Here is a 19,683-nt window from a genome sequence, read left to right on the forward strand (position 1 = left end):
GCGCCGGGCGCTGCGCTTGGCGGCGCCCTCCACTCGAATCTTAGGAGAATTCGCATGACCAGCAACAACCCGCAAACCCGTGAATGGCAAGCCCTGAGCAGCGATCACCACCTGGCCCCGTTCAGCGACTTCAAGCAGCTGAAAGAGAAAGGCCCACGAATCATTACCAATGCCAAGGGTGTTTACCTCTGGGACAGCGAAGGCAACAAGATCCTCGACGGTATGGCCGGCCTGTGGTGCGTCGCGATCGGCTACGGTCGCGATGAGCTGGCCGATGCCGCCAGCAAACAGATGCGCGAACTGCCTTATTACAACCTGTTCTTCCAGACGGCTCACCCGCCGGTGCTGGAGTTGGCCAAGGTCATTGCCGACGTTGCGCCTGAAGGCATGAATCACGTGTTCTTCACCGGTTCCGGTTCCGAAGGCAACGACACCATGCTGCGGATGGTTCGCCACTACTGGGCGATCAAGGGCCAGCCGAAGAAGAAAGTCATCATCAGTCGCAAGAACGGCTATCACGGTTCCACCGTGGCCGGCGCGAGCCTGGGCGGCATGACGTACATGCACGAACAGGGCGACTTGCCGATCCCGGGCATTGTCCACATTGCCCAGCCGTACTGGTTCGGCGAAGGCGGCGACATGACGCCGAACGAGTTCGGTATCTGGGCGGCCAATCAGCTGGAAGAGAAAATCCTCGAAGTCGGCGTCGACAACGTCGGTGCCTTTATTGCCGAGCCGATCCAGGGCGCCGGCGGCGTGATCATTCCGCCAGACAGCTACTGGCCGCGCATCAAGGAAATCCTCGCCAAGTACGACATTCTGTTCGTGGCCGACGAAGTGATCTGCGGTTTCGGCCGTACCGGTGAGTGGTTCGGTACCGATTTCTACGACCTCAAGCCCCACATGATGACCATCGCCAAAGGCCTGACCTCCGGCTACATCCCGATGGGTGGCCTGATCGTGCGTGACGACGTGGTCGAGGTGCTTAACGAAGGCGGTGATTTCAACCACGGTTTCACGTATTCCGGGCACCCGGTGGCCGCTGCGGTGGCGCTGGAAAACATCCGTATCTTGCGCGATGAGAAAATTGTCGAGCGCGTGCGTACAGAAACGGCACCTTATTTGCAGAAGCGTCTACGGGAGCTGAGCGATCACCCGTTGGTGGGGGAAGTGCGCGGGGTCGGTCTGTTGGGGGCCATCGAACTGGTTCAGGACAAAGCCACCCGCAAACGTTACGAAGGCAAGGGCGTCGGCATGATCTGCCGCACGTTCTGCTTCGAAAACGGCCTGATCATGCGCGCCGTCGGCGACACCATGATCATTGCTCCGCCACTGGTGATTACACCGGCTGAAATCGACGAGTTGGTGACCAAGGCACGCAAGTGTCTGGACCTGACCCTGAGTGCGTTGCAGGGCTAAGTGCTAGGCTCTGAGCGAGGTGCGAAGATTGCACTTCGCTCAGTGCAAACAAAGGATGGGCCTTTCCTTGAAAGCCTGCCTTGGATCTTGCCAGACTAACGGTTGTTCGGATGCCCAGTAACAGGCCGCTGAGCACGTGGTTAAAAAGAAAAATTGGAGCATTACCCATGAAGGCATTAGGTATGAAGATAGCTGGCAAGACCCTCCTCGCCATGTCCCTGATGGGCGTGATGGCGGGTGCCGTTCAGGCGGACGACAAGGTGCTGCACGTGTACAACTGGTCCGATTACATCGCACCGGATACCGTCAAGAAGTTCGAAGCCGAGTCGGGTATCAAAGTCGTCTACGACGTGTTCGACAGTAACGAAACCCTTGAAGCCAAGTTGCTGGCGGGCAAGTCCGGCTACGACATCGTCGTGCCGTCGAACAACTTCCTGGCCAAGCAGATCAAGGCCGGCGTCTACCAGAAGCTGGACAAGTCCAAGCTGCCTAACTGGAAAAACCTGAACACGGACCTGCTCAAAGCGGTATCGGTGAGCGACCCGGGTAACGAACACGCGTTCCCTTACATGTGGGGCTCGATCGGTATCGGTTTCAACGCCGAGAAGGTCAAGGCTGCACTGGGTGCCGATGCGCCGACCAACTCCTGGGACTTGCTGTTCAAACCTGAAAACGCTGCCAAGTTGAAGTCGTGCGGTATCAGCTTCCTCGATTCGCCAACCGAGATGATTCCGGTGGCGTTGCATTACCTGGGCTATCCAACCGACAGCCAGGACAAGAAACAACTGGCCGAAGCCGAAGCGCTGTTCCTGAAGATTCGTCCTTCGGTGGGCTACTTCCACTCGTCCAAGTACATCTCCGACCTGGCCAACGGCAACATCTGCGTCGCCGTGGGTTACTCGGGTGACATCTACCAGGCCAAGGCTCGCGCCGCTGAAGCCGGTGACAAGGTGAAAGTCAGCTACAACATTCCGAAAGAAGGTGCCGGCAGCTTCTACGACATGGTCGCCATCCCTAAAGATGCCGAAAACGTCGAAGGCGCCTACAAGTTCATGACCTTCCTGCAGAAGCCGGAAATCATGGCTGAAATCACCAACGCCGTGCGTTTCCCGAACGGTAACGCGGCGTCTACCGCACTGGTTGATAAAGAAATCACCAGCGATCCAGGCATCTACCCGCCAGCGGAAGTGTTGGCCAAGCTGTACGCGATTGCCGACTTGCCGGCCGCGACCCAGCGGATCCTGACTCGCAGCTGGACCAAGATCAAATCCGGTAAATAAGTAATAAACCCTGTAGCAGCTGCCGCAGGCTGCGTCCAACTGCGAAGCAGTTGTACTGTTGAAAACGCGGGAAGGTCCTTCGGACCTTAACGCAGCCTTCGGCAGCTGCTACAGGATCTTCATAAAGTTTGCTGGAACGGTTTTTCGAGGGTAAGTTGCGCGCCGGTTTTGTTGCCAGGCAGCCATGGCTGTCATGTAACGCGGGGCAACTTGGGCCCAACTAATTTTAGAGGACCTCCACTTGCCTATTTTTTCTTTGTTGCGCAATGCCCTGCTGGTCGGCACCGGGCTGACACTTGCTGTCAGTGTTCAGGCCGCCGGCACAGTGCATATTTATAATTGGTCGGACTACATCGGTGAGACCACCCTGGCCGACTTCCAGAAAGAAACCGGTATCAAGCCGGTGTATGACGTATTCGATTCCAACGAAACCCTGGAAGGCAAGTTGCTGGCCGGGCGTACCGGTTATGACGTGGTCGTGCCGTCCAACCACTTCCTTGGCAAGCAGATCAAAGCCGGAGCTTTTCAGAAGCTCGATAAATCGAAGCTGACCAACTATTCCAACCTCGACCCGGTGCTGCTCAAGCGCCTGGAGCAGAACGATCCGGGCAATCAGTACGCCGTACCGTATCTGTGGGGCACCAATGGCATCGGTTACAACGTCGACAAGGTCAAGGCAGTGCTGGGCCTGGACAAGATCGATTCCTGGGATGTGGTGTTCGAGCCGCAGAACATCAAGAAGCTGCACAGTTGTGGCGTGGCGTTCCTCGACTCCGCCGATGAAATGATGCCCACGGTCCTCAACTATATGGGCCTGAACGCCAACAGCACCAACCCTGAAGACTACAAAAAGGCTGAAGCCAAGTTGCTGGCGGTGCGGCCTTACGTGACGTATTTCCACTCGTCCAAATACATCGCAGACCTGGCCAACGGTGACATCTGCGTGGCGATCGGTTTTTCCGGCGATATGTTCCAGGCCAAGGCGCGCGCGGCTGAAGCCGGCAAAGGCATGAACATCGCCTACTCGATTCCGAAAGAGGGCGGCGCGCTCTGGTTCGACATGCTGGCGATCCCCAAGGATGCGGCCAACGCCAAAGAAGCCCACGCCTTCATTAACTATTTGCTCAAGCCTGAGGTGATCGCCAAGGTCAGCGATGCCGTGGGCTACGCCAACCCGAACCCCGGGTCGGACAAACTGATGGAGCAGTCGATACGCACCGACGCATCGGTTTATCCACCACAAGCGGTCCTCGACAAGACGTATGTCTCCACCGAGTTACCACCGAATATTCAACGTTTGATGACCCGCAGCTGGACCAAGGTCAAGTCGGGCAAATAGCGTCAAACTATCCAGGTTCGCCATGTTGAGCGAACTGCAAATTCTGTTGGGAGTTTCGTAAATGGCAGTTGCCTCCGGCGCCTATAAGAAAGCCCTCGAGGGCGACCAGACACCTAAACAGGTGCTGGTCAAAATCGACCGGGTCACCAAAAAGTTCGACGAGACGATTGCCGTGGACGACGTGTCCCTGGAAATCAAGAAAGGCGAAATATTCGCCCTGCTCGGCGGCTCGGGTTCGGGCAAATCCACTTTGCTGCGGATGCTGGCAGGTTTCGAACGGCCCACGGAGGGGCGCATTTTCCTCGATGGCGTAGACATCACGGACATGCCGCCGTACGAGCGGCCGATCAACATGATGTTCCAGTCCTACGCCCTGTTCCCGCACATGACGGTGGCGCAAAACATCGCCTTCGGCCTCAAGCAGGACAAGATTCCGTCGGCTGAAGTCGACGCTCGCGTGGCCGAGATGCTCAAGCTGGTGCAGATGAGCCAGTACGCCAAGCGCAAACCCCATCAATTGTCCGGCGGTCAGCGTCAGCGTGTGGCCTTGGCGCGTTCTTTGGCCAAGCGGCCGAAGCTGTTGCTGCTCGACGAACCGATGGGCGCGCTGGACAAGAAACTGCGCTCGCAAATGCAGCTGGAACTGGTCGAGATCATTGAGCGGGTCGGCGTGACCTGCGTGATGGTGACCCACGACCAGGAAGAGGCCATGACCATGGCCGAGCGCATCGCGATCATGCACCTGGGCTGGATTGCCCAGATCGGCAGCCCGATCGACATCTACGAAACCCCGACCAGCCGTCTGGTCTGCGAATTCATCGGCAACGTCAACATTTTCGACGGTGAAGTGATCGACGACGCCGAAGGCCACGCGACCATCACCTGCAAGGACCTGGACCGGCAGATTTATGTGGGCCACGGCATCAGCACTTCGGTGCAGGACAAGTCCGTGACCTACGCGATCCGTCCGGAAAAACTGCTGGTGACACCGACCATGCCGACCTGCGAATACAATTGGTCCAGCGGCAAAGTGCATGACATCGCCTACCTCGGTGGACACTCGGTGTTCTACGTCGAACTGCCGAGCGGCAAGATCGTCCAGTCTTTCGTCGCCAACGCCGAGCGCCGTGGCCAGCGCCCGACCTGGGGTGACCAGGTTTACGTGTGGTGGGAAGATGACAGCGGCGTGGTGCTTCGCTCATGAACACGCGCAAATTCAAACGCAGGCTCAATCGAATAATTCCCGGTGGCCGTCAGCTGGTCATCGGGGTTCCGTTCATCTGGCTGTTCCTGTTCTTCATGCTGCCGTTCTTCATCGTATTGAAGATCAGCTTCGCCGAAGCCGACGTGGCCATTCCGCCGTACACCGAAATCTACAGCTTCATCGACCAGAAGCTCCAGGTGCTGCTTAACCTGAGCAACTACGCGATGCTCGGCGACGACGAGTTGTACATCGCCGCTTATCTCGGTTCGCTGAAGATGGCGCTGATCAGCACCGTCCTCTGTTTGCTGATCGGCTACCCGATGGCCTACGCCATTGCCACCGCCCGCAAAGAGCTGCAAACGGTGCTGGTGCTGCTGATCATGATGCCGACCTGGACCGCAATCCTGATCCGCGTTTACGCGTGGATGGGCATCCTCAGCAACAACGGCCTGCTCAATGGTTTTCTGATGACCATGGGCTGGATCGACGAGCCGCTGCAGATCCTCAATACCAACCTGGCGGTCTATATCGGGGTCGTTTACTCCTATCTGCCGTTCATGATCCTGCCGCTCTACGCCAACCTGGTCAAACACGACACCAGCCTGCTGGAAGCCGCGTCGGACCTTGGTTCGAGCACCTTCAACAGTTTCTGGAAGATCACCGTGCCGCTGTCGAAAAACGGCATCATCGCAGGCTGCATGCTGGCTGGTGTTCATCCCGGTGGTGGGTGAGTTCGTGATCCCGGAACTGCTCGGTGGTCCAGAAACCCTGATGATCGGTAAAGTGCTCTGGCAAGAATTCTTCAACAACCGTGACTGGCCGGTGGCATCAGCGCTTGCGGTGGTGATGCTGGCGATCCTGATTGTGCCGATCATCCTGTTCAACCGTAGTCAGGCCAAAGAAATGGAGGGCAAGGAATGAAGCGCTTCCGTTTCTCAAGTTTCATGCTGGTAGCGGGTTTGCTGTTCATCTACGCGCCGATGCTGATCCTGGTGATCTACTCGTTCAACGCCTCGAAACTGGTGACGGTGTGGGGCGGCTGGTCGATCAAGTGGTACGTGGGGTTGATGGACAACACCCAACTGATGGGCTCGGTGGTGCGCTCGCTGGAAATCGCCTGTTACACGGCGATTGCCGCAGTGGCACTGGGGACGCTGGCGGCATTCGTGCTGACCCGTATCACCCACTTCAAGGGCCGCACGCTGTTCGGTGGCCTGGTTACTGCGCCGCTGGTGATGCCGGAAGTGATCACCGGTCTGTCGTTGTTGCTGCTGTTCGTGGCCATGGCGCAGATGATCGGCTGGCCACAGGAACGCGGCATCGTCACCATCTGGATCGCCCACACCACGTTCTGTGCCGCGTATGTGGCGGTGGTGGTGTCGGCGCGCTTGCGTGAACTGGACCTGTCGATCGAAGAGGCGGCCATGGATCTGGGCGCGCGGCCGTGGAAGGTGTTCTTCCTGATCACCATCCCGATGATCGCGCCGTCGCTGGCGGCGGGCGGGATGATGTCGTTTGCCTTGTCGCTGGATGACCTGGTGCTGGCGAGCTTCGTGTCCGGTCCGGGTTCCACGACCCTGCCGATGGAAGTGTTCTCGGCGGTGCGCCTGGGCGTGAAGCCCGAGATCAACGCCGTGGCCAGCCTGATTCTACTGGCGGTGTCGCTGGTGACGTTCCTGGTCTGGTACTTCAGCCGTCGTGCCGAAGAGATTCGCAAGCGTGCGATTCAGCAGGCCATCGAAGAAGGCGCCGCCGATTCCTGGAAACAACCGGACGTGCGCCGGGCGCAGGCGCCGGAAGCGGCTTGAGCCTGATGCCGGGTTGACCACCGTTGCGTGGCCAACCCAAATCCCTGTGGGAGCGGGCTTGCCCGCTCCCACAGGTTTTTAGGAAATCCAAGGTGATTTGCGGATGATCTCGACGAAGTTCATCGGCTTGAAGCCCGGCTCGCTGTCCACCAGTACATCCGCGTTCACGGTGCCAAACGTGCTGTCCGGCTTATGTTTGAAGCCGTTGGCGAACGCACACAGAATGCACTCCTTGAACCCTTCACCCCGTGGATGCGCATGCACCACTGCTTCACGCTGCACAGTGGAAAACGCCGCGTAGTCGATGCCCAGCACATCCATCTCGACGCCGGCCGTCACCAGCGCCACGTTGGGACGCAAGTGTTGCGGCACGCCCGGTGTGGTGTGCAGGGCAATCGACAACCACACCTGTTCGATATCGTCGTCAGACAAACCGTAGGGTTTGAGGAACGCTTTGGCTGCGTTGGCACTGTCGACTTCGAAGCGTTCGTCATCGCTGCGGTGACCTTCTACCAGACCCAAATCATGGAACATCGCGCCGACGTACAGCAGCTCCGGGTCGTAGGCCAACTGCTTGCGCTCACCGCTCAAGGCACCGAACAGAAACACCCGGCGTGAGTGGTGGAACAGCAGATCGGACTCGACGTCGCGAATGTATTCAGTGGTGGCCATGGCCAGCGCGCTGTCGGGGATTTTGATACCGGCGATGATGCTGCTCATGGTGCTTTCCTCATGGGGAACGCCGTGGCGGCGCTGATGGGGTCAGTCTGTTCGCGCAGCCGAAACCGGACAATCGATCCATGGCTGCGATCCCGGCCAATGAGCCTGCATATCGCGCCAACCTCGCTTGTTGGGCGCGGATTGGCTACGGTGAGTCGCAGCCAGTGAGCTTTTTGTGGCGAGGGAGCTTGCTCCCGCTGGGCTGCGAAGCGGCCCTAAAATCTGCAATCGAATTATGTCAGGCACACCGCGTCCGACGGTTTTGCGACTGCTGCGCAGTCGAGCGGGAGCAAGCTCCCTCGCCACAGGTATGCGTGATCCTTAGAGGCGTTTCGTACCATGAGTAAAACCATTGCCATCGTGGTGTTCCCAGGCGTCCAGTCGCTCGACGTCACCGGCCCCATGGATGTGTTTTCCGAAGCCAATCGTTTCCTGGCCCCGGAGGATCACTATCGGCTGGAGGTGATCGGTATCGAGCATGGGGTGATGGTGTGTTCCAACGGTTTATCGCTCAATGCCCATCGGCATTTCAGTGAAGCACTGGAGGCTTATGACCTGCTGTTGGTGGCGGGTGGGCCGCAGTTGCCGTTCCTGAATTTTGGCGCGGCGTTCGATGCCTGGTTGCGTGATGCCTGTGCGTTGGCGCAACGGTTTGGTTCGATCTGCAACGGCGCCTTCATGCTCGCCCGGGCCGGATTGCTCGACGGGCGAACCGTCACCACTCATTGGGGCGACGCCGCGGCGCTGGCGCAGTTGTGCCCGTCGACTCAGGTCGAGGCTGATCGTTTGTACGTGCAGGATGGCGAGCTTTACACCTCGGCCGGGGTCACGGCGGGAATCGATCTGTCGCTGTATCTGCTGGCCCGGGATCACGGGCCGGACGTGGCACTCAGCGTGGCCAAGCGGCTGGTGGTGTTCACCCAGCGCTCGGGCGGGCAATCGCAGTTCAGTCCGTTCCTCACGCCCCATGCCGAACCGACTTCGGCGGTAGCGTTGGTCCAGCTCTATGTGTTGGCCAACCTCAATGGCGACCTGACCATTGCTGATCTGGCCAACGCCGCCAACATGAGCACGCGCAACTTTTCCCGGGTGTTCGCCAAGGAGGCGAAAATCACCCCGGCGGAATTCGTCGAACGGGCGAGGGTGGACGCAGCGCGGGTGATGCTCGAAAGCACCCATGCGCCGCTGAAAACCGTGGCGTACCAGTGCGGGTTTCGCGATGCCCAGCACATGCGCAGTGTGTTCAACCGCAGGCTGGGGGTGACGCCGCAGCAGTTCAGGTTGAATTTTGCGGCGATGGTTTGAGCCAGGATTTGGGTTGTTTTTGTGGGCCTCTTCGCGGGCAAGCCCGCTCCCACAGTGATCGGTGTGAAGCAACAATCGTGTGATCAACACAAAACCTGTGGGAGCGGCGGTGCGGCGGTCCGACTTGCCCGCGATGACGTCAGTTCAACCAACAGAAATCTATTGCCCTGAACGCGCTGGCAACAGCTTCAACGTACTACGGGTATTGGCTGTCACTTCTTCATCATTGAAATGCGCCTGGTAGTAAACCCCTTCGATATACGCCTCGGCCTGATCGGCATAGTGGCTGTCGAACGGCACGCCGCTCTGGCCGACCGGGTTGATGGTCAGGCTGTGGGCCGGGTCGGCGAAGTCGATCAGCCGCCGCGTCGACGGGCCGTAGGTCACGGGCCACGGCGCAGGGCCGATCTTGGCCGAGAGGTTGTTCGGCACTTCGTGGGTGCCGGGCGCCGCGAACGGGCCGACGTTGAAGATCCGCTCCAGCGGTTTCTGCATCCCTAGCGGATGGCCGTGAGTCAAGGTGTGCGCCTTGCCCCACTGCCATTGTGTGGAATCGGCGCCCAGGGTGATTTTGAGGTGAGCCATGCTCGCTTGCCAGGCCACCTTGACCGTATCGGCGCGGGTTTCCTTGCCGGGGGTGTTGCGGTTGTCCCACCACGGTGAATCGGCGGAGGCCGCCAGACGCGGCAGTGCGGCATCGATCACCCGGGTCGGGAGCAGCGTTTCGAAGAAGTCATTGCCCAGTTCATCGCGCAGTGCCGCGTCGGTGAGGTTGAACAGAAACTGGTTAAACAGCGTGGCGCTGATGGAGTCCAGCGGGTAATCGCCGCTCCACTGTGCCAGTTGCTCCACCCGTTTGAGCTCGGCGGGATCGCTCACCACTTCACGCAGTACCGGTAGCAACGGCGCCAGCAAACGCGGACCGTAGTCGGTGGTGGTGCCCAGTTGCAGCTTCTGGTTGGAATCGTTGTCCCACTTCACGTTCTTGTCACTGAGTTGACGATTGAGCTGCTGACCGCGATCAGCGAGGTTGTAGTAACCGGGAATTTCCATGCCGGTCGGCGACACCGGCTGGAAGTTAGCCGAGACGATATAGCCCCGCGCCGGGTTCTCTTCCTGTGGGTTGGCGCTGAACGGGTAAAAACCTTCCTTGTCTGCCTGAGGGGTGCTGCCGTCGAGGATGAACCCGGGCTTCACCCCGGCCGGGCGCTTGGGCAGCAGCGCCGAGGCCCACCAACCGATGTCGCCCTTGGCGTTGGCGTAGACGATGTTCAGCCCCGGTGCCTGAACCTTGGCCGACGCGGCGCGGGCCTTGGCCAGGGTGTCGGCGCGGTTGAGCTGGTAGAAGCCGTCGAGGATCGGATTCGGCGTCTCGAGGAAGGCCCACCACATGGCAACCGGCGTCTTGCCGGCGGCGGTGCCGAGCGCATCGTTGATGATCGGGCCGTGGGGCGACTGGCGCAGGGTCAGGGTGACCGGTGACTGGCCTTTGACCGCGATCTGTTGTTCGGTGTTGACCATGTCGACCCACTGGCCGCGATACCAGACCTGGTTCGGGTTGTCCGGGTTGACCTTCTCGGCGATCAGGTCCAGATCGTCGTTCTGGAACATCGTCAGGCTCCAGCCGAAGTCCAGGTTGTGGCCAAGAAACGCAAACGGTACCAGCGCCTGATGGTAGCCATAGAGCTCGAAACCCGGCGCTGACAGGTGCGCTTCGTACCACACCGACGGCACCGAGAAGCGGATGTGCGGGTCACCGGCCAGCAGCGGTTTGCCGCTTTTGCTGCGGTTGCCGGAAATCACCCAGGCATTGCTGCCTTCGAATTGCGGCAGGCCATTGTCGGCCAGCGCCTGCTCACTCAAGCGGGCGAGGGCGTTCAGATCCTTCCAGTCATTGGCGGTGAGGGCCGGCGCAGGGTTGGCGCGCCCTTTGGCCAGCACGCCCTTGGGCTGCCAGTCGAGGTCGAAGATGTTCAGGTACTCGGCGCCCAGTTGGTCACGCACGTAAGTCAGCAACGGTTCGGTGCGAAACGCCGCGGCAAAGCTGTAGGCCATGTAGCCGGCGATGCTGATGCTGTCTTCGGCGGTGAAAGGGCGCTTGGGGATCCCCAGCACGTCGAACTCTATCGGCGCAGCGTGGCTGTCCTGATATTGATTGATGCCATCCAGATAGGCTTGCAGAGCCTTCCACGCCGGCGACTGACGATCCAGCGCCGCCACGTAGCTTTCAGCCCGTTCGCGGATGCGCAGGCTGCGAAACAGTTTGTCGGTGTCGATCAGTTTCGGGCCGAGGACTTCGGCCAGCTCACCACGGGCCAGGCGTCGCATGGCTTCCATCTGGAACAGGCGGTCCTGGGCATGCACATAGCCGAGGGCACGGTAGAGGTCGGTTTCGTTTTCGGCACGAATGTGCGGCACGCCGCGCACGTCGTAGCGCACGGTCACCGAACCTTGCAGGTGCTGCAACTCCACCTGGCCCTGGCGCGTCGGTTGCTTGCTGTACACATACCAGCCGCCCCCGGCGACGAGTACGACGATCAGCAAGGCAAGTACGGTGAGGGCGCGTTTCATGCAGACTCCTTGTTCTTTCGGGATTGCCGCCCGTGTGGGCTGCAAACGTGTAGCACAGACCTCCTGTGCCGGGCATTGCGGTCCTGGAAAAGTCGGGAATGCCTTACTTCCCCTCAGCAGGCCACGGGCAGTAGCAACCCACCGCCAGCGTGTGGGTGGCGTTCACCGCCCGGCCTTCATTCAGCGCTTGCAGAATAGGCTCGATAAAGCTGTTGCTCGAATTGCAGGTCAGGCCTTCGCTGTAAGGACCGAAATACGCCAGCCGGCCACTGCGGTCCCAGATCGCCACCGCCGGGCTGGCGGGGATCTGTTCGGAACCTGGCAGGACAGTAATGGTTTTAAGGCGACTCAACGTGCTGGGCAATTGACCGTGGCTGCCGGGCTTTTGGACCGCATAGAACTCGACGCCCTGCGGTAGATACTGCTCAACCAGTTCGGTCAGGTGTTGTTGGTTGCCGACATTGCACGGGCAGGCCGGGTCCCAGAAGTGCACCAGGCGAATGGCGCCGGGGCCGGCAAGTTCGTCCGGAAGGCGCAACGGGTCGCCGGAGAACACTGCTGTGTGCGAACTGAAGGCGCGCAAGTAGCGCCCCTGAAACCAGTCATAGGCGGCCCACAGCACGCCGGCGCACACAAGGGCGAGCAGGCTGGCAAGCAGTGTGGTGCGGTAGGCCGGACGCATGAGTTTCAATCCTCGAAGGTCGGCTAGCTTGCCATGCTTGCCGCGACAGATGAATATCGCAGGCCCATAAAGTCCGTTTCGCGCTCTGGAATAGCCCATGTCCGCCACTTTCGCCCCCGATCATTTGCGTGCCAGCCTGCGGCCATTGGCCGAGTGGCAGCCGCTGTCGACGGAGGCCATGGCCTATCAGCATTTTTATGGGCTGGATTTTCCCCAGCGACCCTTGCGCAGTGGCCTGGGGCGTTTCGAGGTCGATGGCTATGAAGTGGTCAGCCAGCTCTGGTGGCCCGAGCGGGCGAAGGCGACGCTGTTTCTGTTTCACGGTTTCTACGATCACACCGGGCTCTACCGGCATGTGATCGAATGGGCGCTGGACCAGGGTTTTGCGGTGATCGCCTGTGACCTGCCGGGGCATGGCCTGTCCAGTGGCGAACGAGCGAGCATCAAGGATTTCGCCGAGTATCAGAACACCCTGCAAGGGCTATTGGCCGAGGCGCAATCGCTGGGCCTTCCGCAGCCCTGGCACCTGTGCGGGCAAAGCACTGGTGGGGCGATCGTGATCGATCATGTGCTCAATCAGGGCGCGAACAGTCCCGCCCAAGGGCAAGTGATTCTGTTGTCGCCACTGGTGCGGCCGCGAGCCTGGGGTTGGTCGCAGCTCAGTTATTACCTGCTCAAGCCGTTCGTCAAAGGCATCGCCCGGCGTTTCAGCGAGAACTCCAACGACCCTGACTTCCTGGCGTTCCTGCAAGCCGATCCGTTGCAACCGCTACGCCTGCCAACGGCTTGGGTCGGTGCGCTGGGGCGGTGGATCAAGCGTATCGAAGCGGCACCGAGCAGCCCTCGGCGGCCGCTGATTGTGCAGGGGCAGGCGGACATGACCGTGGACTGGCAGCACAACCTTGACGTATTGCGGGGCAAGTTCGATCGGCCTCAGGTATTGATGTTGCCTGAGGCGCGGCATCATCTGGCGAATGAGACACCGGGGTTGCGGCAGGAGTATTTCGGGTTTTTGAGCAAGCGGATCAAGGGGCGAAATCTTTAGTGGTAGTCAGGGTCTCATCGCGGGCAAGCCCGCTCCCACAGTATCTGTGCAAGTTCCCCATTTTGTGACCAGTACAAAACCTGTGGGAGCGGGCTTGCCCGCGATGGGGATCTGGCGGACACCGAAAAACTACTGGGCAAGGCTCGACGTACTCTGCCCCACCGCCAACCCCGCCCGAATCGCCGCCAATGCCGCTTGGTAGTAAGCCTGGCCTTCAGTGGACTCGGCAAAGGTCGCGAACTCTTCCAGCTCTTCATCCGACAGGTCGCGATAGACATACAGCAGCGTGTTGTTCAGGTCAGCGCCGATCTGCTCCATCAGGCGCTGGCGCTGACCGTTCAACATGCCTTGAGCCTGACCGCCACCGAGCAGGCCGGGGATCATCGAGCTCAGGCTGTCGGCCGCCACGCCCGCAATTGCCAGGCTGACTTCAGCGCCGGCCTCGCGGGCGGGCAGGGCCTGGGCCAGGTGGCCGATGATGAGTTGACGGGTATCGCTGGCCTGCATTTTCGGCAAGCCCTTGGCGTTTTTCGCCAATTGATCGCGACGGGTCGCCAGCAGTTCGGCGGCGACGATTTTCTTGCCCAGGGGCGATTGAAAGAAGGTCAATGCAGGTTTCGGGTCGGCAAGTTTTTTGCGCAGCTGCGCTTCGGCACGCTGATCCATGGCTTTGGGCGCAAAGCGCTGATTGCTGTTGTTGACCAAGGCCTGAAACACCGCTGGTGGCAGGCTGTTCTGGTAACGCTGCTGAGCAGCCGAGAGAGCATCGTTGAAATGCGCGCGTTGTTCTGGCCAACCGGCGACCTTGTACAACTGGTCGTGGCCGTCCGCCCAGGCGGGCAAAACGCAGAACATCAACAGTGAGAAAAGCAAGCGACGCATAGGGACTCCTGTCAGCAGGCGACTATTCTCCGTGCGGCATCCGTACTTGTCGAGAATTCGTATCAGGTTGCGTGCCTTATCCGACCAATCCTCCGCTGCGCGGCTCTGTCGGATTTGCGGGCACAGGAATACTATGCGCGCCATGCAAATATCCTCTGATCATCCGCTGCTGTTACGTATCGTCGACGACCTGGCTGAGCGCGGCTGGTCGCAGCAGAATATTTTCCTGCCTCTGGATCTGACCCGAGCGCTGGCGGCCGAGTGCCGCAAACGTGCCGCCGAGGGCGAACTTGCCCCCGCCGCCGTGGGGCGCGGGCCGTTTTCGGAGATCCGCGAGGGCATTCGCGGTGACCATATCCAGTGGCTCGAACCCGGTCAGGTCGAGGCTTGCGACCGCTATCTGGGGTTGATGAACAGCCTGCGTGAGACGATGAATCGCAGTTTGTTTCTGGGCCTGGAAGATTTCGAGAGCCATTTCGCGCTGTACCCGCCCGGTGCTTTCTACCTCAAGCATGTCGACCGGTTCCGCGATGACGACCGGCGCATGGTCTCGGCGGTGATCTACCTCAATGACGGCTGGCTGCCCGAGCATGGCGGCCAGCTGCGCATGTACCTCGACGAAGGCGTCGAACACGATGTGGTGCCCATCGGAGGATGTCTGGTGGTGTTCCTGTCGGGTGAAGTCCCCCACGAAGTCCTGCCCGCGACCCGAGATCGCCTGTCGTTGACGGGCTGGTTCCGCCGTCGTGGCAACGAGCCGTTCTGATCATGCAAAAGATTCTGGTAAGCCGCTGTTTGCTCGGTCACCGCGTCCGTTACGACGGTGGTGCCAGTGGGCCATTCAATCTGTTGGACCAGTGGATTGCCGAAGGCCGGGTGGTGCCGTTGTGCCCGGAAGTCGCCGGTGGTTTACCGACGCCAAGGGCTGCGGCGGAGATTCCGGGCGGGCAGGGCGGTGAAGTGCTTGATGGCCTTGCATCGGTCATCACCACCGAGGGCGAGGACGTCAGTGCCGAGTTTCTTTCGGGCGCTTACCAGGCGCTGGAACTGGTGCAACAGCACGGCATCCGGATTGCCGTGCTCAAGGCCAACAGCCCGTCATGCGGGAATCTGTTGACCTATGACGGGACGTTCAGTGGTGTGAAGGTCAGCGGTGAGGGGGTTACCGCGGCATTGCTCAAGCGCCATGGCGTGCAAGTCTTCAGCGAGCTGGAGTTGCCGCAAGCTGCACAGGCCCTGGCAATACTCGACTAACAATCCACGAAACAAACTTGTGGGAGCGGGCTTGCCCGCGATGACGGTCTTCCATTCAACATCAATATTGACTGTTATGGCCTCATCGCGGGCAAGCCCGCTCCCACAGGGTTACTTGTCAGCCTTAAATCAGGGTTTCGGCGCCACACCCGCATCCGCCCCAAACCACTTCTGCTCCAGCGTCTCCAGCCGGCCATCGGCCTTGATCCGCTGCAAGGCGTTTTCGAGGCTGGCATGAAATGCCGGGTTACCTTTCTGAAATGGAATCGCCAGGTCCACAGCCGGGGCGGTTTTCGGTTTTTGCTCCGTCAGCGACTGGACCAACAGGATTGAGCGCGGCGGCTCTTCTTTCTGCGCGATCAATTGCGCATTGGTGTGAATGTAAGGCTCGCTGAAGTCGAAACGATCCTTCAGGTCCGCGGTCAGTGGTATGTGATTGATAGCGACGTCGTACTTGCCGCTTTCGACGCCGGTCAACAGATCGCCGGAATCGGTGACGACGAAGTCAGCCCGTACATCCAGCTCATTGGCCAGCAATTGACCCAACTCGACTTCGAAGCCGGTCAGTTTGTCGTCATCCTTGAAATTGAAGGGCGGCGTATTAGCCTCAAGGGCAATGCGCAATTCGCCGCGGTCGTTTACATCGTCCATCAGTTCGGCATGAGCCAAAGGGCTCAAAAGGGGTAGCAGGCAGATCAGGCCAGGCAAAAAGCGCATGGTCACTCCTTTGAATTCATTTATTGCGACGCGCTGTTCAGGCTCGCTTTGCTATGGTTGTCGTGTGCCTTCGACAACGAATGGCCGTTAAGTTGTCACGGTCGAGCGAATTTTACGGAAAAACTGGAGAAGAGAATGAAAAGCTTTATGTCACGTGCAGCACTGGCTGGCCTGTTGCTGGGTGCATCGATGCTGGCAACGGCTGCTACGCCGGCTCCCAAAGGTGCAGAAGTGTCCATCGTTTCTCCTGCGGACGGAGCCACGGTTCCGCAAACCGTCGTCGTCAAGTTCGCGGTCAAGAACATTGCGCTAGCGCCTGCGGGCGATGTCACCAAAAACACCGGCCATCACCACTTGCTGATCGATGTCGATAAACTGCCAGCCGCCGGTGCACCAATCCCCAACGATGCCAACCACCTGCACTTCGGCAAGGCGCAGACCCAGGCTGAAGTAAAGCTGACGCCGGGTAAACACACCTTGCAGCTGGAGCTGGGTGATAGCGGCCACATGCCGTTCGATCCGCCTATCGTGTCGGAAAAAATCACCGTCAACGTTAAGTAACATTCGTCACACCCATGAAAAAGGAGACCCGAAGGTCTCCTTTTTTTGTCACTCAAGTCACTATCAGAACAGCACGCGGCAACGAATGGTGCCTTTGATGTGCTGCAGCTTCTCTTGAGCCATTTCCGAGTACTCGGCATCGACGTCGATGACGACGTAGCCGACTTTCTCGTTGGTCTGCAGGAACTGACCGGAAATGTTGATGCCGTTTTCGGCGAAGACCTTGTTGATCTCGCTCATCACACCCGGAATGTTCTCGTGGATGTGCAGCAGACGGTGCTTGCCAGGGTGAGCCGGCAGCGCCACTTCCGGGAAGTTCACGGACGATACCGAAGTACCGTTGTCGCTGTACTTGACCAGTTTTTCCGCCACTTCCAGGCCGATGTTGGCTTGCGCCTCAGCGGTGGAACCACCGATGTGCGGAGTCAGGATCACGTTGTCCAGGCCACGCAGCGGGCTTTCGAACTCTTCTTCGTTGGAGCGCGGCTCCACCGGGAATACGTCGATGGCCGCGCCGATCAAGTGCTTGTCCTTGATCGCGTCTGCCAGGGCGTCCAGTTCGACAACAGTGCCGCGAGCAGCGTTGATCAGAATGCCGCCCTTCTTGATGGCGCGGATTTCCTTCTCGCCGATCATCCACTGGGTGGCAGCGGTTTCCGGAACGTGCAGGGTAACGATGTCGGACATGCCCAGCAGTTCATGCAGGTTGCCGACCTGGGTGGCGTTACCCAGTGGCAGCTTGGTCACGGTGTCGTAGAAGTACACCTGCATCCCCAGGCCTTCAGCCAGGACCGACAGCTGAGTACCGATCGAGCCGTAACCGACGATGCCCAGCTTCTTGCCACGGATCTCGAAGGAGTTGGCAGCGCTTTTGATCCAGCCGCCACGGTGGCAGGAAGCGTTCTTCTCAGGAATGCCGCGCAGCAACAGGATCGCTTCGGCCAATACCAGCTCGGCGACGGAGCGAGTGTTGGAGTACGGGGCGTTGAATACCGCGATACCGCGTTCGCGAGCCGCGTTGAGGTCGACCTGGTTGGTGCCGATGCAGAAACAGCCGACAGCCACCAGTTTCTTCGCGTGATCGAAGATCTCTTCGGTCAGTTGAGTGCGGGAGCGAATGCCGATGAAGTGAGCATCAGCGATCTTTTCCTTCAACTGGGCTTCCGGCAGAGAACCTGTGAGGTACTCGATGCTGGTGTAGCCCGCCGCCTTGAGGACGTCGACAGCCGATTGGTGGACGCCTTCGAGAAGAAGGAACTTGATCTTGCTCTTATCGAGAGAAGTCTTGCTCATCTGCGTAAACCTGTGTCCCGGAGAAAAAATGGCAGGAAGGGAGCAGCCAGAGCTGACCCGGACGGCAAGAAAGCCGTCGCCGCAGAACAGCCTTTGGGCACTATCCTGCGGGGTCGGTATGCTAGCATATGCACCCCGCTAAACACTCATTCCTGCGACGTGAAGCGTTCTCAGGATGACCATGAATTGTTCGAGAGTTCTGTCGATGACCAATCCCGCGCTGATTGATGAGCTGAAGACCCTGGTTGAGCCTGGCAAGGTGCTGACCGACGCCGACTCCCTGAATGCTTACGGCAAGGATTGGACCAAGCATTTCGCCCCGGCCCCGACGGCCATTGTGTTCCCCAAGACCACCGAGCAGGTCCAGGCCATTGTCCGTTGGGCCAATGAACACAAGGTGGCGCTGGTGCCTTCCGGTGGTCGTACCGGGCTTTCCGCTGCGGCCGTGGCAGCCAATGGCGAAGTGGTCGTGTCCTTCGACTACATGAACCAGATTCTCGACGTGAACCTGACTGACCGCACGGCCGTTTGCCAGCCAGGCGTGGTTACCGAGCAATTGCAGAACAAGGCCGAAGAGCACGGGCTGTATTACCCGGTGGATTTCGCATCGGCAGGTTCCAGTCAGATTGGTGGCAATATCGGCACCAATGCCGGCGGGATCAAGGTGATTCGCTACGGCATGACCCGCAATTGGGTCGCCGGCATGAAAGTTGTCACCGGCAAGGGCGATCTGCTGGAACTGAACAAAGACCTGATCAAGAACGCCACCGGCTACGACCTGCGTCAGCTGTTCATTGGCGCCGAAGGCACGCTGGGCTTTGTGGTCGAGGCCACCATGCGTCTGGACCGTGCGCCGAAAAACCTCACCGCGATGGTCCTCGGCACCGCCGATTTCGATTCGATCATGCCGGTATTGCACGCATTCCAAAGCAAACTTGACCTGACCGCGTTCGAATTCTTCTCTGACAAAGCTCTTGCCAAGGTCATGGCCCGCGGCGATGTGCCGGCGCCGTTCGAATCCGATTGCCCGTTCTACGCACTGCTGGAATTCGAAGCGACCACTGAAGAAGTGGCCAACCACGCCCTGGAAACCTTCGAGCACTGCGTCGAGCAGGGCTGGGTGCTGGATGGCGTGATGAGCCAGAGCGAAACCCAGCTGCAGAACCTCTGGAAGCTGCGCGAGTACATCTCCGAAACCATTTCCCACTGGACGCCGTACAAAAACGACATTTCAGTCACTGTGTCGAAAGTCCCGGGGTTCCTGAAAGAAATCGACGCAATCGTCGGCGAACATTACCCGGATTTCGAAATCGTCTGGTTCGGCCACATCGGCGACGGCAATCTGCACTTGAACATCCTCAAGCCGGATAACCTGAGCAAGGACGAGTTCTTCGCCAAGTGCGCGACCGTCAACAAGTGGGTGTTCGAAACCGTCGAGAAATACAACGGTTCGATTTCCGCCGAACATGGCGTGGGCATGACCAAGCGTGACTACTTGACCTACAGCCGCTCGCCGGTTGAGATCGAGTACATGAAAGCCGTCAAAGCGGTGTTCGACCCCAACGGCATCATGAACCCGGGCAAGATTTTCGCTGTTTGACTT

At 59.4% G+C, this 19,683-nt stretch carries 17 protein-coding genes and 1 pseudogene; 12 read left to right on the plus strand and 6 right to left on the minus strand.

From position 1 onward, the window contains the following. Positions 1-54: 54 nt before the first annotated feature. The 6 genes and pseudogenes from PSH65_RS01605 to PSH65_RS01630 all read left to right on the plus strand — a co-directional run bounded on the left by PSH65_RS01605 (position 55) and on the right by PSH65_RS01630 (position 7,050). The gene (locus tag PSH65_RS01605) at positions 55-1,419 is read left to right on the plus strand and encodes an aspartate aminotransferase family protein (protein WP_253546336.1); all 1,365 of its coding nucleotides are present in this window, start codon (positions 55-57) and stop codon (positions 1,417-1,419) included. Positions 1,420-1,601: 182 nt separating this feature from the next. After that, the gene (locus tag PSH65_RS01610) at positions 1,602-2,699 is read left to right on the plus strand and encodes a polyamine ABC transporter substrate-binding protein (RefSeq protein WP_217857542.1); all 1,098 of its coding nucleotides are present in this window, start codon (positions 1,602-1,604) and stop codon (positions 2,697-2,699) included. Between the two features lie 241 nt (positions 2,700-2,940). Next, positions 2,941-4,038 (plus strand): polyamine ABC transporter substrate-binding protein, encoded by a 1,098-nt coding sequence (locus PSH65_RS01615; RefSeq protein WP_305424633.1) that lies wholly within the window; start codon positions 2,941-2,943, stop codon positions 4,036-4,038. 61 nt (positions 4,039-4,099) lie between these two features. Next, complete coding sequence (locus PSH65_RS01620; protein WP_305424634.1) at positions 4,100-5,242, plus strand: ABC transporter ATP-binding protein; 1,143 nt, start codon at positions 4,100-4,102, stop codon at positions 5,240-5,242. 35 nt (positions 5,243-5,277) lie between these two features. Next, a pseudogene (locus tag PSH65_RS01625) lies at positions 5,278-6,163 on the plus strand (ABC transporter permease subunit). Then, complete coding sequence (locus PSH65_RS01630) at positions 6,160-7,050, plus strand: ABC transporter permease subunit (RefSeq protein ID WP_007897694.1); 891 nt, start codon at positions 6,160-6,162, stop codon at positions 7,048-7,050. The pseudogene PSH65_RS01625 and the gene PSH65_RS01630 overlap by 4 nt, the downstream one beginning before the upstream one ends. A 78-nt stretch (positions 7,051-7,128) precedes the next feature. Here the strand turns inward: PSH65_RS01630 and PSH65_RS01635 are convergent, their stop codons facing one another. Next, the gene (locus PSH65_RS01635; protein WP_305424635.1) at positions 7,129-7,770 is read right to left on the minus strand and encodes an HD domain-containing protein; all 642 of its coding nucleotides are present in this window, start codon (positions 7,768-7,770) and stop codon (positions 7,129-7,131) included. Between the two features lie 339 nt (positions 7,771-8,109). Between PSH65_RS01635 and PSH65_RS01640 the strand changes: the two genes are divergently transcribed. Then, a complete protein-coding gene (locus PSH65_RS01640) occupies positions 8,110-9,075 on the plus strand; it encodes a GlxA family transcriptional regulator (protein ID WP_305424636.1) in 966 nt (321 codons plus the stop codon). A gap of 159 nt (positions 9,076-9,234) precedes the next feature. Here the strand turns inward: PSH65_RS01640 and PSH65_RS01645 are convergent, their stop codons facing one another. After that, positions 9,235-11,646: a penicillin acylase family protein gene (locus tag PSH65_RS01645; RefSeq protein WP_305424637.1), complete on the minus strand. Its 2,412-nt coding sequence runs from the start codon at positions 11,644-11,646 to the stop codon at positions 9,235-9,237. 103 nt (positions 11,647-11,749) lie between these two features. Further along, positions 11,750-12,328: a DUF6436 domain-containing protein gene (locus PSH65_RS01650; protein ID WP_305424639.1), complete on the minus strand. Its 579-nt coding sequence runs from the start codon at positions 12,326-12,328 to the stop codon at positions 11,750-11,752. A 97-nt stretch (positions 12,329-12,425) separates the two neighbouring features. Between PSH65_RS01650 and PSH65_RS01655 the strand changes: the two genes are divergently transcribed. Beyond that, entirely contained in the window at positions 12,426-13,373 is a 948-nt protein-coding gene (locus tag PSH65_RS01655; protein ID WP_305424641.1) for an alpha/beta hydrolase, read from the plus strand. A gap of 129 nt (positions 13,374-13,502) precedes the next feature. On the opposite strand, the gene PSH65_RS01660 is transcribed toward PSH65_RS01655, so the two are convergent. Further along, on the minus strand, positions 13,503-14,255 hold the full coding sequence (locus PSH65_RS01660; protein ID WP_305424642.1) for a DUF2059 domain-containing protein: 753 nt from the start codon (positions 14,253-14,255) through the stop codon (positions 13,503-13,505). Between the two features lie 133 nt (positions 14,256-14,388). Here PSH65_RS01660 and PSH65_RS01665 point away from each other — a divergent pair, with 133 nt between their 5' ends. Together PSH65_RS01665 and PSH65_RS01670 are read left to right on the plus strand one after the other, a co-directional pair. Then, the gene (locus tag PSH65_RS01665) at positions 14,389-15,021 is read left to right on the plus strand and encodes a 2OG-Fe(II) oxygenase (RefSeq protein ID WP_305424644.1); all 633 of its coding nucleotides are present in this window, start codon (positions 14,389-14,391) and stop codon (positions 15,019-15,021) included. A 2-nt stretch (positions 15,022-15,023) separates the two neighbouring features. Continuing rightward, a complete protein-coding gene (locus PSH65_RS01670) occupies positions 15,024-15,509 on the plus strand; it encodes a DUF523 domain-containing protein (protein ID WP_305424645.1) in 486 nt (161 codons plus the stop codon). A 129-nt stretch (positions 15,510-15,638) separates the two neighbouring features. Here the strand turns inward: PSH65_RS01670 and PSH65_RS01675 are convergent, their stop codons facing one another. Next, a complete protein-coding gene (locus PSH65_RS01675; RefSeq protein ID WP_305424646.1) occupies positions 15,639-16,226 on the minus strand; it encodes a transporter substrate-binding domain-containing protein in 588 nt (195 codons plus the stop codon). Between the two features lie 135 nt (positions 16,227-16,361). Between PSH65_RS01675 and PSH65_RS01680 the strand changes: the two genes are divergently transcribed. Continuing rightward, positions 16,362-16,787, plus strand: coding sequence for a DUF4399 domain-containing protein (locus tag PSH65_RS01680; protein ID WP_305424647.1), 426 nt, complete (start codon positions 16,362-16,364; stop codon positions 16,785-16,787). Positions 16,788-16,850: 63 nt separating this feature from the next. Here the strand turns inward: PSH65_RS01680 and serA are convergent, their stop codons facing one another. Further along, complete coding sequence (serA, locus tag PSH65_RS01685) at positions 16,851-18,080, minus strand: phosphoglycerate dehydrogenase (protein WP_305424648.1); 1,230 nt, start codon at positions 18,078-18,080, stop codon at positions 16,851-16,853. Between the two features lie 205 nt (positions 18,081-18,285). Here serA and PSH65_RS01690 point away from each other — a divergent pair, with 205 nt between their 5' ends. Then, the gene (locus PSH65_RS01690; RefSeq protein WP_032835036.1) at positions 18,286-19,680 is read left to right on the plus strand and encodes an FAD-binding oxidoreductase; all 1,395 of its coding nucleotides are present in this window, start codon (positions 18,286-18,288) and stop codon (positions 19,678-19,680) included. The last annotated feature ends 3 nt before the right edge of the window (positions 19,681-19,683 follow it).

This window comes from Pseudomonas sp. FP603, from assembly GCF_030687415.1.
Lineage (GTDB): Bacteria > Pseudomonadota > Gammaproteobacteria > Pseudomonadales > Pseudomonadaceae > Aquipseudomonas > Aquipseudomonas wuhanensis.